Below are 13,063 nucleotides of genomic sequence, written 5' to 3'. Positions count from 1 at the left end.
CCGAGCGCGCACAGAATGAAAAAGCGGGTGCGGACGTCGCCGACGGCGTCCGCTCCGATCGCCCCGCCCGAGGGACGGTGGGACGAACCGCTTCCGAGCCGCCCGCCGGTTTTGCTAGGGTCGGCGGGCGGGCCGTGGGACTTCGACCGTGACTTCCGAGAACCGCCTTGTAAGCATCATTCACGCCGTTCACGCCTCCACTCCCCGGCCCGCGCCACCTCCTCCCCTGGACGGGCCCCGATGACCGACACCTACGCGGACCTGCTGGCCTGCGAGGACCTGTTGCTGTTCGCCGGCGCGGCGATCTCCTCCACCGGACAGCGGGAGTTCCACGGCGACGCCGACGCCCAGCGCCTGTCCCTGGACTTCCTGCACGAATACGTGCACGGCACCCTCCCCGACCTGTACGCGCTGATGCTCGCGCTGCACGTCAACGACCACAACGCGACCCGGATCGTCCACACCCTGCTGTCGCGCCCCCGGTCCGAGGCCCCTCCCGAGGAGCGGGCGCGGGAGAACGGCCTGATCCGGCGACGGTTGGCGCTGATGCCGCCGCAGCGCGTGTACCGCCTGTTCGCGCGTCTTGCCGCCGAACGGGTCAACAACCGTCGCACCCGGGCGGTGATGCGCGACTGGATCGCCGGCCGCGCCTTGGACCTGGACGCCCTGAAGTACCGCGCCGGGTTGCGCGCCGCCGCCCGGCACGCCCGGGTGCCGCTGCCGGACGAGGTGGCCCGGTTCCTGTTCTCCGCCCCGGCCGCACGGCGCGCCCGCCCCTACGCCTCCTCCCTGTTGGAGGCGCACCGCCGCGCCCACTACGCGGCCCGGGACCTGTACGACCTGCCCTACAGCGTCGCCGAGGGTTTCGCCGCCCACCACCGGGTGCCGAGGGCGGTCTTCCTGGAGGGCATCGCCGCACGCGCCACCCGCGCCGAACGCCTGCGGCTGGACCGGACCGCGCACCGACACGGTCTGGCCCCGCCGCTCGCCGACCTGGCCTCGGTCCCGCTCCTGCGGCTGTGCTCCTACGTGCTCGCCCTGTCCCCGTCCGAACGCCGGGCCCGCCGCGCCGAGCTGGAACAGGCGCTGGAACGGGCCGCGCTGCGCACCGCCGGGCCCCTGGCGGGGACCTGGCCCCGCACCGCCGCCGTCCTGGACGACAGCCATTCCTCCACCGGTTCGCGCGCCCGCCGCGATCGTCCGCTGGCCCTGGCGTTGGCCTGCCATCACCTGGTGCGCGCCCTGGCCCCCGAGTCCTCCTCCCACTGGGTCTCGGGGCGCACCGACGCGCTCACCGCGCGCCCGCTGGGACCCACCCCGCTCATCGAGCCGATCCTGGACGCCCTGGAGACCGGACCCGCGCGGGTGGTGGTGGTCTCCGACGGGTACGACGACACCCCTCCCCTGCTCGCCGACGCCCTCACGCTGTGGCGGCGCCGGGTGGATCCGGACCGGTCGGTGACGATGGTGCACCTGTCCCCGGTGTGGGACGCCGACTCATCCGCCCCGCACCGCCTCTCGCCCGCCGTGCCCACGATCGGGCTGCACGACCCGGCCGTCCTGCCGTCCCTGGTGGAGTTGGCCCGCTTCGGCGAGGGCCGACTGGGGCTGTCGGAGCTGCGCGGTCACCTGATCACCACCGCCGACGCCCACCTGGGGGAGGGCTCGTGAACGCCGGCCGACACCTGTCCCTGGAGGGGATCACCACCGGCACCGCCCAGCGGTGGGGCGGCGTCCGGCTGGTGCCGCTGTCGCGCGCCGAGCCGGTTCCCGGGCTGCGGTTGCATCCGATGGCCGCCGAGGACGTGCGCGACGACCCGGCGCTCGCGGCTGAGTACGAGGACGCGGGGACCTGCTGCTACGTCCCGCACGCCTACGTTCTGACCTGGGACGGCGACCCCGAGCCCAGCGCCGCCTACGGCACCCGGCTGATCCCGCCGGGCCGGTCGTCGGCTCCTCGGCGCGTGCACCTGGACCTGCGGGGCCGCCGGGTGCGCGAATCCGTCCGGGGCCGGGCCCGGTTCCTGCCGATGCGGTCGGCGGTGGACGGGCTGCTGTCGCTGTTCGCGGGCGGACCCGAGATCGCCTGGGCGGAGTGGTCGCGGAGGCTGATCCGCGACGGGCTGTCCGCGCCCGCGTTGACGACCTACCTGGGCGAGGAGATCGAGGGGCTGGCCGAGGCGCTGCGGGTGTTCGAGATCCACCCCGACCAGTGCGGGGTGGCCGTGTACGTCGCGGACGTGTTGGCGTCGGTGCACCTGTACCCGCACCCGGACGACTACCGGGCGCTGCACACGAGCATGCTGCTCGACCTGTTCGGCGAGTCGTTGTACATGTACGGGCTGCTGCGGACCGGGGTCGCCCCGTTGTACGCGCCGCTGCGCGAACGCGAGGTGCGCTCCCTGGCGGACCTGCGGCGGGAGGTGGCGCGCAGCCGTGCCGGGACACGGAGCGGCCACGACTCCCTCATGGTGTCGTCGCTGACCGAGGGGCTCTACCGGAACGGCGGGGAGATCGCCTTCGGCCGCTGGGAGTCCCGCTCCGAGGGCGGCCCCCGGAGTCCGATGTTCCGCGTCGGATGGCTGGCCCCGGAGCCGACGCGCGGGGACGGGGCCCACGCCGGCGAGATCATCGTGGACGCGCACGGCCGCCCCGCCTACCTGAAGACGTTGCGGCTGTCGACCGGCCAGGTGCGGCGGGCCCGGCTGTTGTCCACGCTGCGCGAGGCCGACTGGCGGTCGGCGGAGGCCGCCGACTCGTTGGGGATCACCGAGTCGGAGCTGGTCGCCCGCCTGGACCGTACCGGGCTCGGCCACCTGCTCGCCCCGGGCCTGCTGGAGGCGCACCGCGCCGAACGCCGCCGCGCGGCCCGACGCTGACCGACCCGGACGAGGGGCTTCACGGTCGGTCGGCGGCGGCGCGGATACGGTGTTCGACGCCGTCCAGCAACCAGCCCAGGCCTTGTTCGAAGACCTCCTCGGCGTCCGGCCCCGGCTCGGTCAGCCGCTCGATCGCGGTGAACCGGCCGGGTTCCAGGTTCCGGGCCAGGTACTCCAGCTGCGCCTCGGACCGGCCCGCCCTGCGCGCGGTGCGGTCGGCCTCCACCACCCGGGAGGCGTGTCCGCGCACGTAGCCGTCCACGGACTCGATCACGGACAGCACCTCACGGTCGCTCAGCCCGGTGCCGTCGAACATCCGGATCGCCGAGTCCGTCCAGGCCAGCGCGCCCGGACCGATGGGGTGGTCCGCGGCCATGAGGTCCACCAGCCAGGGGTGGGCGCGGTAGCCGGCCAGGTCCTCGCGCGACTGGCGGGCCATCTTCTCCCGCCAGGTTCCGGGACGGGTGTGCGGCAGGGGGACCTCGGCGATCATCGTGTCGACCATGAGGGCCAGCAGCGCCGACTTGTCCGGGATGTAGGTGTACAGGGTGGCGGCCCCGACGCCCAGGGCGGCGGCGACGCGGCGCATGGACAGGGCGGCCAGGCCCTCCTCCTCCGCGATGCCGGTGGCGGCCTCCACCACGGCGTCGACCGTGAGCCGATGGCGGGGGCCGCGGCGGGGTGCGGCGATCCCGTGCCACAACAGGTCGAGGGTCGGCCTCGGATCATCGTCGATCACCACTGGCGCCTCCTCCGATCAACACGTACATTGAAATCCCGAACAGTGTACGGAGTTTTTTGGAGTCCGCCATGACCGACCCGCCCTCCCGTCCTCTCGTGACGGCGGTGCTCGTGACGTCCGCCGCCACCATCATCGCCCTGGGGGCCGCCGCCCTCGGCGACGACGGGACGACCGGCCTCGCGGTGCGCGCCCTGGTGTCGCTCCCCGCCACCGCGCTCCTGGTGTGGGCGGCCCTGCGCGTCACCGGGACCCCGTTCTCGGCCCTGGGGCTGACCGCGCCCGACGGTGCGCCGGCCGCGCTGACGAGTGCCGTCGCGGGCCTGGCCGCCGTCCTGGCGGGCGCGGCCCTCGTCCTGGGCGGGGCCCTGCTCCTCGGCGGAGCGACCGCCCCGACGATGACGGCGTCCCTGTGGCTCGCGATCCCGTTGCTCGTGCTCGCGGTGGTCCTGCCCGAGGAAGCGGTGTTCCGGGGCCACGTTCAGCACGCCCTGGGCCTGCGGTGGCGGGGCCTGTCGGTGGCCGCCGGCCAGGCGGCGCTGTTCGCGCTGTCCACGGCGGTCGTCCAAGGGGACGCGCGGAACCTCGCGATGCCCTTCCTCCTGGGCTTCCTCCTGGGTTACCTGCGGCTGCGCTCCGGAGCTCTGTGGAACGTGCTGGGGGTGCGCACGGGCCTGGTCGTCGCCGGGATCGTCGCCACCGGCACGGACCCGTCCCCGGGTTGGGAGATCGCCCTGGCCGTCGTCCCGGGCCTGGCCGCCGTGGGTGTGGTCCACCTGCTGCGCCCGGCCACCGGGGCCGCCGGCGGGGGTCTGGAGCCGCTACCGCGTCACCCGCTGTCCCAGAAGGGCGTGCTCTACGACGTGGGCTCCTCCTACCTGCCGGGACAGCACTCCCGGGAGCGGTGGCGGCCCGACGTGGTGGCCGAGGAGATACGGGTCATCGCCGAGGAACTGCGCTGCACCGCGGTCACCGTGTTCGGACACGATCTCGGCCGGCTGGAGGAGGCGACCCGCCTGGCGCTGGCGCGCGGGCTGTTCGTGTGGGTGCAGCCCCGTCTCGTCGACGGGTCACAGGACGAGATCGTGGAGCGGCTGGAGCGCGCCGCCGTGTTCTGCGAGCGGCTGCGCGCCGAACACCCGGACCGGGTCGGGCTCAACGTGGGCTGCGAACTGACCCTCTTCGCCCGGGGGATCATCCCGGGGCGTTCGTTCGGGGGCCGGACCGTCGCCCTGGGCGCGCTGTACCCGCTGAGGCCCCTGTTCGACGGAAGGCTGAACCGGCTGTTGCGACGCCTGGTGGACACCGCCCGCCCCCGGTTCTCCGGCCCCCTCACCTACGGGTCCGGGAGCTGGGAGGGCGTCGACTGGTCCCCGTTCGACATGGTGGGCGTCGACCACTACCTCGACATCACCACCCGGGGCGATGAGCGGGGCGGGCTGCGGACGCTGCGCCGCTGGGGCAAGCCGATCCTGGTCACCGAGTTCGGCTGCTGCGCCTACGAGGGCGCCCGGGAGGCCGGCGGGTCGGGGGCGGACATCCTCGACTGGCGCGACCTGGACGACCGGAAGGTGCGACCCGGGTACGTCCGTGACGAAAGGGTGCAGGCCGACGTCATCGAGGAACTGCTGGACGTGTACGAGACCGAGGACGTGCACGGCGCGTTCGTGTGCATGTTCATCGAGGGCGACTGTCGTTACTCCCCCGACCCCGACCGCGACCTGGACAAGGCGAGCTTCGGCATCGTGCGTCCACCGTCCCTGGAGTCGGGCCTGTCCCCCGACGACGGCCATTGGGAGCCCAAGGAGGCCTTCCACGCCCTCGCCCGCCGCTACGCCTCCCCCTGAGCACCGACGCGCCCCGGCCGAAGACACGGAAGGCGCCCCCGGCGCTCGGGGTGCCGGGGGAGGTCGGGACTCACCCGCCGTGCGACCGGGCGAAGCGCAGCATGTTGCCGGAGGGATCGCGGAAGGCGCAGTCGCGGACGCCGTAGGGCTGGTCGACCGGCTCCTGCATCACCTCGCCGCCCGCGGCGCTGATCCGCTCGAAGGTGGCGTCGACGTCGTCGGTCGCGAAGATGACGCCGCGCAGCATGCCCTTGGCCAGCAGCTCCGCCATGGTCCGCCGGTCGGCGGACGAGGCGTTCGGGTCCGCCAGGGGCGGCTCCAGGACGATGTCCACGTCCGGCTGTGCGGGCGATCCCACGGTCACCCAGCGCATCCCCTCGAACGCGACGTCGTTGCGCACCTCCAGGCCGAGCACGTCCCGGTAGAAGACGAGGGCCTCGTCGTGGTCGTCGACGGCGATGAAGCACTGCGAAAGGTTGATGTTCATGACCCCAACGCTACGGGCGGGACCCGGATCCGGCTTCTCGATTCCTGATCGGTCGCGTGTGGATCTTGGCGACGCAGGCCGGGACGGCGGCGCCGTGGTCGTGGTCGCGGGCCCGGTAGGCGCTCGGGCTCTCCCCGACCAGTTCGGTGAAACGCGAGCTGAACGACCCCAGCGACGTACAGCCGACCTCGAAGCAGACCTCCGTCACCGACAGGTCGCCCCGCCGTAGCAACGCCTTGGCCCGCTCGATCCGGCGGGTCATCAGGTAGCCGTAGGGCGTCTCGCCGAAGGCGGCGCGGAAGCTGCGCGAGAAGTGGCCCGATGACATGAGTGCTTCGCGTGCCAGCGCCGACACGTCGAGCGGCTGCGCGTGGTCGCGGTCCATCCGGTCGCGGGCCCGGCGCATCCGGACCAGGTCCTCCAGTGTCATGGGGCCACCCTCCCACACGGCACCGACCGTCGCCGCTCGCGTGCGGTGTCCTGCGGGTTCGAGCACGGCGCGGCCTCCCCGCGAGCGGTGCTGTCACCGCCGCCGTCGGCCGGGCCGCCCGTGTTCGCGGGCGGCCCGGAGGAGGGACGCGCCGCATCCGCCGTCACGTGCGTGAGGGGGCGGCGCGTCACCGCCCGTCTCGACCGGGCCCACCCGTCCGCCGCTGGTGGTCCGAAGGCGTGTTCCGCGCGACGCGGTGGTGATCGCTCAGGAGCCGGATCGAGATGACCAGTTCCAGCAGATCGGCGAAACCGCGCAGGTCGCATCCGGATCGCTCCGCGATCCGGTCCAGCCGGTAGTAGGCGGTGTTGACGTGCAGGTGCAGCTCCTCCGCCATGGCCTTGGCCCGCAGGTCGTGCGCCGCGTAGGCCAGCACGGTCTCCACCAGCGCCCCGTCGCGGGCCAGGTCCTCCTCGACGAAGCGCCGCAGCTCCGGCCGGATGAGCCGCAGGGCGGTCACGTCGTCGCGCAGGACGAGGTAGTCGAACACGGACATGAGCGACAACGGCACCAGGCCGGGGGAACCGCGCAGGCCGCGCCTGGCGACGCACGCCTCGGTGTAGGCCTCGGGTACCTCCGCGAGGCCGGGTCGGACCGTGCTCACGCCCACCGCCAGGTCGACCCCGCCGCGTCCGAGTTCGGACACGGCCCGGCGCACCCGGTCGACGACGGCATCGGAGGTGTCGGCCTGGACCGGGGCCAACCCGATCACCTCTTGTTGGCGGACGACCGTGAGCCCGGGTGAGGGCGGGGCGAGCGCCCCGCCCAGGGTGGCCGCGACCTCGGGCAGGGTCTGCCGCTCCGGCAGGGGGCCGACCGGGAACACGGAGGCGACGATGAGGTGGGCGCCCGGTTCCAGGCCCGCGGTGCGCAGGAGCGACCGTTTGGGCCCCGGGGGGACGTCGCGTCCCGCGAGGAGGTCCTCGAACAGGTCCCGGCGCAGGCGGTCGTGCTCGGCCACCTCGTTCCGCTGGGCGTCCAGGTAGGCCTCCGCCGCGACCGAACTGCCCACCTCGATCAGGTGCATCACGCGCCCGGCCAGCGACATCGCGGCGTCCCGCAAGTGTGGGTCGTCCCGCACGGCGGCGCTCACCCCGTCCCACAGGGTGAGCTGGCCGATGCGGAAGGCCTGGAGGAAGTCGGGGAGCGACACCCCCTGCCGGACCCGCTCGCGCGCCTGTTCCGCCGTGATCGGGAAGTCGGAGGGCACGACCGGCCGGTCCTCCTCGACGCTGGTCAGCAGCGCGCGGAAGACCAGTCCGACATGGGTGGTGAGATCGTCGCGCAGGTGCGGGTCCGCGCTGGCCCGGTAGGCGGGGACCTGCTCCCAGATCTCGGCGACGGCGTCCAGCGTGATCCGTTCCAGCGACGACTCCAACGCGCCGATGACACGTCGCAGCCCCGGTTCCCTCACGTTCGCCCCACCGACAGCCCTCTTCCGTATGCCGCAGGTCACCCTACGGTGATGGTAGCCCGCGTCACCCGCCGGAGGGCCCCGGAGCAGGACCGCGCCCACCCGGCGCCCACTCGGCGCCGATCCGGTCGAACTCGCCGGCGGCGACCCGGTCGATCCAGTCGGCGAGGTCGGCGACGACCTCGTCGCGGTGGGTCTCGTTGAACAGTTCGTGGTGGGCGCCCTCGTAGGTGCGGTAGAGGAGGTGCGCGACACCGGCCCGCCGGTAGCGCTCGACCAGGCGGTCGCTGTGGGCCAGCCCCTTGTTGAGCGGGTCCCGGTCACCGACGAACAGGTACAGCGGCAGGTCGACGGGGGCTCCGGAGGGGTCGGCCAACCGCGTCGCCGCCGCGGCCAGCCCGCCCATGCCCTCGTCGTCCAGGGAGAAGCCGCACAGGGGGTCGGCGATGTAGGCGTCCACCTGGGCGGGATCCCGGCTCAACCAGTCGAAGTCGGTCCGGGCGGGCTGGAAGGGCGCGTTCAGGGAGGCCATCACGTCGGGGCCCGCCTGGGCGAGGTCGGCCAGGAGCAGGTCCACGGCGGTGGTGCCGCACAGCGCGACCCCGTCCGCCAGGCCGGGGTGCTTCAGGAGGTACTGCTGGGCGGCGAAGGAGCCGAGGCTGTGGCCGACGAGCACCAGCGGCAGTTCGGGGTGCCGACCGCCGACGACGCGCGACAGTTCGGCGACGTCCTCCACCAGCAGGTTCCATCCGTCCTTCCCCAGGACACCGGGGCCCGCGTGCATGGTCGCCCCGTGGCCCCGGTGATCGTTCGCGTACACGGTGTACCCCCGCGCGTTCAGCGCCCGCGCGAGCGGGTCGTAGCGGCCGGCGTGCTCGCCCATGCCGTGGGCGATCTGGACGACACCGCGCGCCGGCCCTTCGGGCCGCCACTCGTGCACATGGATCCGCAGGCCGTCTCGGCCGGTGAAAGTGAACATCCTGGGCTCCTGTCGGGAACGGGCGGGTGCGGGGACGGGGACACCGTCCCGAAACCCGGCGTTGACGTTCACCCCATTCTCACCGTGCGGGACGCCCCGTCCCATGTGCGGCTTCACAGTTTCCCGAGCGCGTCCCTGGGATCGGGAACAGTCCGTCCGGGCGGTGGCGGAGCCCGCGTCAGAGGGCCGCGTCGCAGGCCTCTCGCCGCGATCACCTCCCCGAACACCGACCGGCGCTCGGGAGCGGCGTTCGGGGCCGGCTCGCAGGACCCGTTCCTTCCCCTGCACCGGGCGCGACACGGCCGCTGACCAGGCGCGGTCATCCGACCTTTCGCGGTTCACGTGTTCGAAATGTGCCCTGTGCACGCCTTGACCCGGTGACGCCGATCACTTATGTTCACCTAGAGAACACTTGTTCGCCAAGCGCACAATGCGCAGCCCACCCCCGTTGGAGTCCCGATGCGCCCCTCTACGGCCCTCCTCGCCGCCGCGACCACGGCGCTGCTGGCCGCCACCGCCTGCTCTCCCTCCGGAGAGGAGCCGGCCGAAGGAGAACTCATCACCGTCACCGCCGGCGTCATCCCGATCGTCGACGTCGCCCCCGTCCACCTCGGCGTCGAACAGGGCTTCTTCAGCGACCGCGGCATCGACCTGCGGCTGGAGGCCGGATCGGGTGGCGCGGCCATCGTCCCCGGTGTGGTCAACGGCGAGTTCGACTTCGCCTTCAGCAACGTCGCCTCCCTCATCGTCGCCCGCGAACAGGGACTGCCCCTGGTCGCGCTCGGCAACGGCGCCACCAGCGCGGGCGAACAGGGCGCCGACTTCGGCGGGGTGTTCGTCCTGGACGACAGCGACGTGACCGGCGCCGCCGACCTCGAAGGCCTGACCGTGGCCATCAACAACCTCAACAACATCGGCGACACCACCGTCCGCCAGTCCGTGCGCGTCGACGGAGGGGACCCCGGAGAGGTCGACTTCGTCGAACTGCCCTTCCCCGACATGCCCGCCGCCCTGGAGACCGGCCAGATCGACGCCGTCTGGGCGGTGGAGCCCTTCGCCTCCGTCATCCGCGAGGCCGGACACCGTGAGATCGCCTCCAACTTCGTCGACACCCACCCGGACCTGTCGGTGGCCGCCTACTTCACCTCCGAGGACCGATCGGCCCGGGACCCCGAACTGTTCGAGGACATCACCGCGGCCCTGGCGGAGTCCCTGACCTACGCCGAGGCCAACCCCGACGAGGTCCGCCGCATCCTGGGCACCTACACCGAGATCGACGAGCAGGTCATCGAACGAATGGTCCTGCCGCGCTTCCCGGAGGAGATCGACGAGGAGTCCGTGCGGACCCTGGCCGACCTCATGGTCACCGACGGCCTCCTCGACTCCGAGCCCGACCTGGACGCCCTCCTGCCCTGATCCGGGCTCCACCGAACGACACCCACCGATCCCGCCGCCCGCCCCGATCCCGTCCGTCCCTGGAGAGAACACATGACCGCTCGAAAGACCACTCCGTGGGTGCTCGCCGCAGGCGTCGCGCTCGCCCTCACCGCGACCGCCTGCGGCGCCGACGACGGCGCCGAGACCGCGGACGGCCTGACCCCCGTCACCGTGGGCGTGCTGCCGATCACGGCGGTCGCCCCGCTCTTCCTCGGAGTGGAGCAGGGCATCTTCGAAGAGCACGGCCTGGACGTGACCATCGAGACCGGCGGCGGTGGGGCGACCACCGTCCCCCGCGTGGTCAGCGGCGAACTCGACTTCGCCTTCGGCAACTTCGCCTCCCTCATCATCGCCCGTGAACAGGGGCTGCCCCTGACCGTCATCGCCAACGGCATGACCACCACCGGCGACGCCGACACCGACTACAGCGCCCTGGTCGTGCCCGCCGACAGCGACATCGCCTCCCCGGCCGACCTCGACGGCGCCACCGTGGCCATCGACAACCTCAACAACATCGGCGACACCTCGGTGCGCAACTCGGTGCGCGTGGCCGACGGCGACCCCACCGACCTCGACTTCATCGAGCTGGCCTTCCCCGACATGCCCGGCGCCCTGGCCAACGGGCAGGTCGACGCCGCCTGGGTGGTCGAGCCCTTCCTCACCGTCGCCCTCGAACAGGGCGCCACCCCGATCGCCGGCAACTTCGTGGACCTGCACCCGGAGCTGTCCATCGCCGGCTACTTCACCGGTGACGAGCTGATCGCCGAAGACCCCGAGACCGTCGACGCCTTCACCGAGGCCATGAACGCCTCCCTGGAGTACGCCGAGGCCAACCCCGACGAGACCACGGGGATCCTCACCGAGTACACCGAGATCGACCCCGAGCTCATCGACCGGCTGCGCTGGCCGCGCTTCCCGGCCGACATCGACCGCGACGCCCTGAACACCCTGGCCGACCTGATGGTCACCGACGGCGTCATCGACTCCGAGCCCGACCTGGACACCCTGATCCGATGAGCACCGCCACCGCACAGGCCCCGACCCCGGGCGGCGTCCGCCGCCCGGGCGTCCGGGCCCGCACCGCGCCCGACCGTCCGCTGCTGGGAACCCTGGGCATCCTCGCGCTGCTCCTGTCGTGGGAGGCCGTCCCGCGCCTGGGGATCGTGCCCGAGCGCTACTTCCCGCCGGTCTCGGAGGTCCTCACCACGCTCGTCGAGCGCGCCGGCACCGCGCCCTTCTGGGAGGCGGTGGGCCACACCCTGTACGGGTGGGCGCTGGGGCTGGCCATCGCCTTCGCCGCCGCCGTGCTCCTCGGCTTCGTCCTGGGCTCCACGCCCCGGGTGCGGGCCTTCACCACCTCCACGGTCGACTTCCTGCGCCCCATCCCCTCGGTCGCGCTCATCCCGCTGGCCGTGCTGATGTACGGCACCGACATCCGCTCCACCCTGCTCCTGGTGATCTACGCCTGCTTCTGGCTCATCTACATCCAGGTCCTCTACGGGGTCGCCGACGTCGACCCCGTCGCCGAGCAGACCGCTCGCTCCTACGGGCTGGGCCGGTTGTCGCGCATCCGTCACGTCGTGTGGCCCACCACGCTGCCCTACCTGATGACGGGGCTGCGCCTGGCCGCCGCGGTGGGGCTCATCCTGTCCATCACCGCCCAGCTGATCATCGGCTCGCCCGGGATCGGCCAGCAGATCACCAACGCCCAGCAGGGCGGCGCGGTGGCCCTGGTCTACGCCTGGATCGTGGCCACCGGCATCCTCGGCGTGGTCATCAACATCGGTGTGCGCGCCCTGGAACGCCGTGTCCTGCGCTGGCACACCTCCGTCCGAGGGGAGGCCGCGGCATGAGCCGTCCCACCGTCGACGAGGACCGGGAGACCACCCGGGAGACCGTCCCCGCGACCCCGACCGAACAGGAGTCCCCCGTGGCCCGCCCACCGCGGCGTCGCACCGGCGCCGCCCGGGCCGCCGGCCCGGCCCTGCGCACCGCGCACGTCCTGCTGCTGCCCACCGTGCTCGTCGGGGTGTACTGGGCCTTCACCGCCCAGCCCGGGGCCGGGTTCTACACCCCCACCCCGGACGCCATCGCCGTGGCCTTCGCCGAGCTGTGGTTCTCCGAGCGGTTCTTCGTCGACGTCCTGCCGAGTCTGGGCCGGCTGCTCGTCGGCTTCGCCGTCGCCGCCCTCATCGGGATCGCCCTGGGGACACTGCTGGGGCTGGACGCGCGCGTGCGCGCCACCGTGGAACCCGTCCTGGAGTTCCTGCGCGCCATCCCGCCGCCCGTCCTGGTCCCGCTCATGATCATGCTGGCCGGGATCGACGACGGCATGAAGATCATGGTCATCGTCTTCGGGTGCGTGTGGCCGATCCTGCTCAACACCGTCGAGGGCGTGCGCGCCGTGGACCCGGTGCTGGCCGACACCGCCCGCTGCTACGGCGTCACCGGGACGACCCGACTGCGCGTGCTCGTGCTGCGTTCGGCCTCGCCGCAGATCATGGCCGGCCTGCGCCTGTCGCTGGCGCTGGCCATCATCCTCATGGTGATCAGTGAGATGTTCGCCAGTTCGAGCGGGCTGGGTTTCGCGATCGTGCAGTTCCAGCGCACCTTCGCCATCCCCGAGATGTGGGCGGGGATGGTCCTGCTCGGCATCATGGGCTTCGCGCTGTCGTCCCTCTTCGAACTCGTCGAAGGCCGCGTCCTGGGCTGGTACCGGGGTTCGCGCGCCGCGCACCGGGGAGAGTGAGCGCAATGCACGCAACGGACAGAACAGATGGAACAGACGAAG

At 72.7% G+C, this 13,063-nt stretch carries 12 protein-coding genes; 7 read left to right on the top strand and 5 right to left on the bottom strand.

Annotated elements, in window-relative coordinates:
- The first annotated feature begins 240 nt into the window (after positions 1 to 240).
- Together PWG71_RS22470 and PWG71_RS22465 are read left to right on the top strand one after the other, a co-directional pair.
- Positions 241 to 1,671: a hypothetical protein gene (locus tag PWG71_RS22470; RefSeq protein ID WP_274811924.1), complete on the top strand. Its 1,431-nt coding sequence runs from the start codon at positions 241 to 243 to the stop codon at positions 1,669 to 1,671.
- Entirely contained in the window at positions 1,668 to 2,879 is a 1,212-nt protein-coding gene (locus tag PWG71_RS22465; RefSeq protein WP_274811923.1) for an ARPP-2 domain-containing protein, read from the top strand. The genes PWG71_RS22470 and PWG71_RS22465 overlap by 4 nt, the downstream gene beginning before the upstream one ends.
- Positions 2,880 to 2,898: 19 nt before the next feature.
- On the opposite strand, the gene PWG71_RS22460 is transcribed toward PWG71_RS22465, so the two are convergent.
- Complete coding sequence (locus tag PWG71_RS22460; RefSeq protein ID WP_274811922.1) at positions 2,899 to 3,618, bottom strand: TetR/AcrR family transcriptional regulator; 720 nt, start codon at positions 3,616 to 3,618, stop codon at positions 2,899 to 2,901.
- A gap of 71 nt (positions 3,619 to 3,689) precedes the next feature.
- On the opposite strand from PWG71_RS22460, the gene PWG71_RS22455 reads away from it, so the two are divergent.
- Complete coding sequence (locus tag PWG71_RS22455) at positions 3,690 to 5,465, top strand: CPBP family glutamic-type intramembrane protease (RefSeq protein ID WP_274811921.1); 1,776 nt, start codon at positions 3,690 to 3,692, stop codon at positions 5,463 to 5,465.
- A gap of 70 nt (positions 5,466 to 5,535) precedes the next feature.
- On the opposite strand, the gene PWG71_RS22450 is transcribed toward PWG71_RS22455, so the two are convergent.
- The 4 genes from PWG71_RS22450 to PWG71_RS22435 form a co-directional block, all read right to left on the bottom strand.
- Entirely contained in the window at positions 5,536 to 5,952 is a 417-nt protein-coding gene (locus PWG71_RS22450) for a VOC family protein (protein WP_274811920.1), read from the bottom strand.
- Between the two features lie 10 nt (positions 5,953 to 5,962).
- Positions 5,963 to 6,382 carry a helix-turn-helix transcriptional regulator gene (locus PWG71_RS22445; protein WP_274811919.1) on the bottom strand — a complete coding sequence of 140 codons (420 nt, stop codon included), beginning with the start codon at positions 6,380 to 6,382 and terminating at the stop codon, positions 5,963 to 5,965.
- A gap of 187 nt (positions 6,383 to 6,569) precedes the next feature.
- Positions 6,570 to 7,856, bottom strand: a complete 1,287-nt coding sequence (locus PWG71_RS22440) for a PucR family transcriptional regulator (RefSeq protein ID WP_274811918.1) — start codon at positions 7,854 to 7,856, stop codon at positions 6,570 to 6,572.
- 64 nt (positions 7,857 to 7,920) lie between these two features.
- On the bottom strand, positions 7,921 to 8,835 hold the full coding sequence (locus PWG71_RS22435; protein ID WP_274811917.1) for an alpha/beta fold hydrolase: 915 nt from the start codon (positions 8,833 to 8,835) through the stop codon (positions 7,921 to 7,923).
- A 459-nt stretch (positions 8,836 to 9,294) separates the two neighbouring features.
- Between PWG71_RS22435 and PWG71_RS22430 the strand changes: the two genes are divergently transcribed.
- The 4 genes from PWG71_RS22430 to PWG71_RS22415 all read left to right on the top strand — a co-directional run bounded on the left by PWG71_RS22430 (position 9,295) and on the right by PWG71_RS22415 (position 13,021).
- Positions 9,295 to 10,251, top strand: coding sequence for an ABC transporter substrate-binding protein (locus tag PWG71_RS22430; protein ID WP_274811916.1), 957 nt, complete (start codon positions 9,295 to 9,297; stop codon positions 10,249 to 10,251).
- Positions 10,252 to 10,323: 72 nt separating this feature from the next.
- Entirely contained in the window at positions 10,324 to 11,289 is a 966-nt protein-coding gene (locus tag PWG71_RS22425; RefSeq protein ID WP_274811915.1) for an ABC transporter substrate-binding protein, read from the top strand.
- A complete protein-coding gene (locus PWG71_RS22420; RefSeq protein WP_274811914.1) occupies positions 11,286 to 12,125 on the top strand; it encodes an ABC transporter permease in 840 nt (279 codons plus the stop codon). The genes PWG71_RS22425 and PWG71_RS22420 overlap by 4 nt, the downstream gene beginning before the upstream one ends.
- Positions 12,122 to 13,021: an ABC transporter permease gene (locus PWG71_RS22415; RefSeq protein WP_274811913.1), complete on the top strand. Its 900-nt coding sequence runs from the start codon at positions 12,122 to 12,124 to the stop codon at positions 13,019 to 13,021. Before PWG71_RS22420 ends, PWG71_RS22415 begins: the two co-directional genes overlap by 4 nt.
- Positions 13,022 to 13,063 lie beyond the last annotated feature (42 nt).

Origin of the sequence: Nocardiopsis sp. N85, assembly GCF_028882275.1 — a bacterium.
Lineage (GTDB): Bacteria > Actinomycetota > Actinomycetes > Streptosporangiales > Streptosporangiaceae > Nocardiopsis > Nocardiopsis lambiniae.
This window is presented reverse-complemented; position numbering and strand designations above follow the sequence as displayed.

What these genes read in the sequence shown, in the direction of transcription:
- PWG71_RS22470 (WP_274811924.1), top strand. Translation starts at nt 241, where the DNA reads ATGACCGACACCTACGCGGACCTGCTGGCCTGCGAGGACCTGTTGCTG.
- PWG71_RS22455 (WP_274811921.1), top strand. Translation starts at nt 3,690, where the DNA reads ATGACCGACCCGCCCTCCCGTCCTCTCGTGACGGCGGTGCTCGTGACG.
- PWG71_RS22450 (WP_274811920.1), bottom strand. Translation starts at nt 5,952, where the DNA reads ATGAACATCAACCTTTCGCAGTGCTTCATCGCCGTCGACGACCACGAC.
- PWG71_RS22445 (WP_274811919.1), bottom strand. Translation starts at nt 6,382, where the DNA reads ATGACACTGGAGGACCTGGTCCGGATGCGCCGGGCCCGCGACCGGATG.
- PWG71_RS22435 (WP_274811917.1), bottom strand. Translation starts at nt 8,835, where the DNA reads ATGTTCACTTTCACCGGCCGAGACGGCCTGCGGATCCATGTGCACGAG.
- PWG71_RS22430 (WP_274811916.1), top strand. Translation starts at nt 9,295, where the DNA reads ATGCGCCCCTCTACGGCCCTCCTCGCCGCCGCGACCACGGCGCTGCTG.
- PWG71_RS22425 (WP_274811915.1), top strand. Translation starts at nt 10,324, where the DNA reads ATGACCGCTCGAAAGACCACTCCGTGGGTGCTCGCCGCAGGCGTCGCG.
- PWG71_RS22420 (WP_274811914.1), top strand. Translation starts at nt 11,286, where the DNA reads ATGAGCACCGCCACCGCACAGGCCCCGACCCCGGGCGGCGTCCGCCGC.
- PWG71_RS22415 (WP_274811913.1), top strand. Translation starts at nt 12,122, where the DNA reads ATGAGCCGTCCCACCGTCGACGAGGACCGGGAGACCACCCGGGAGACC.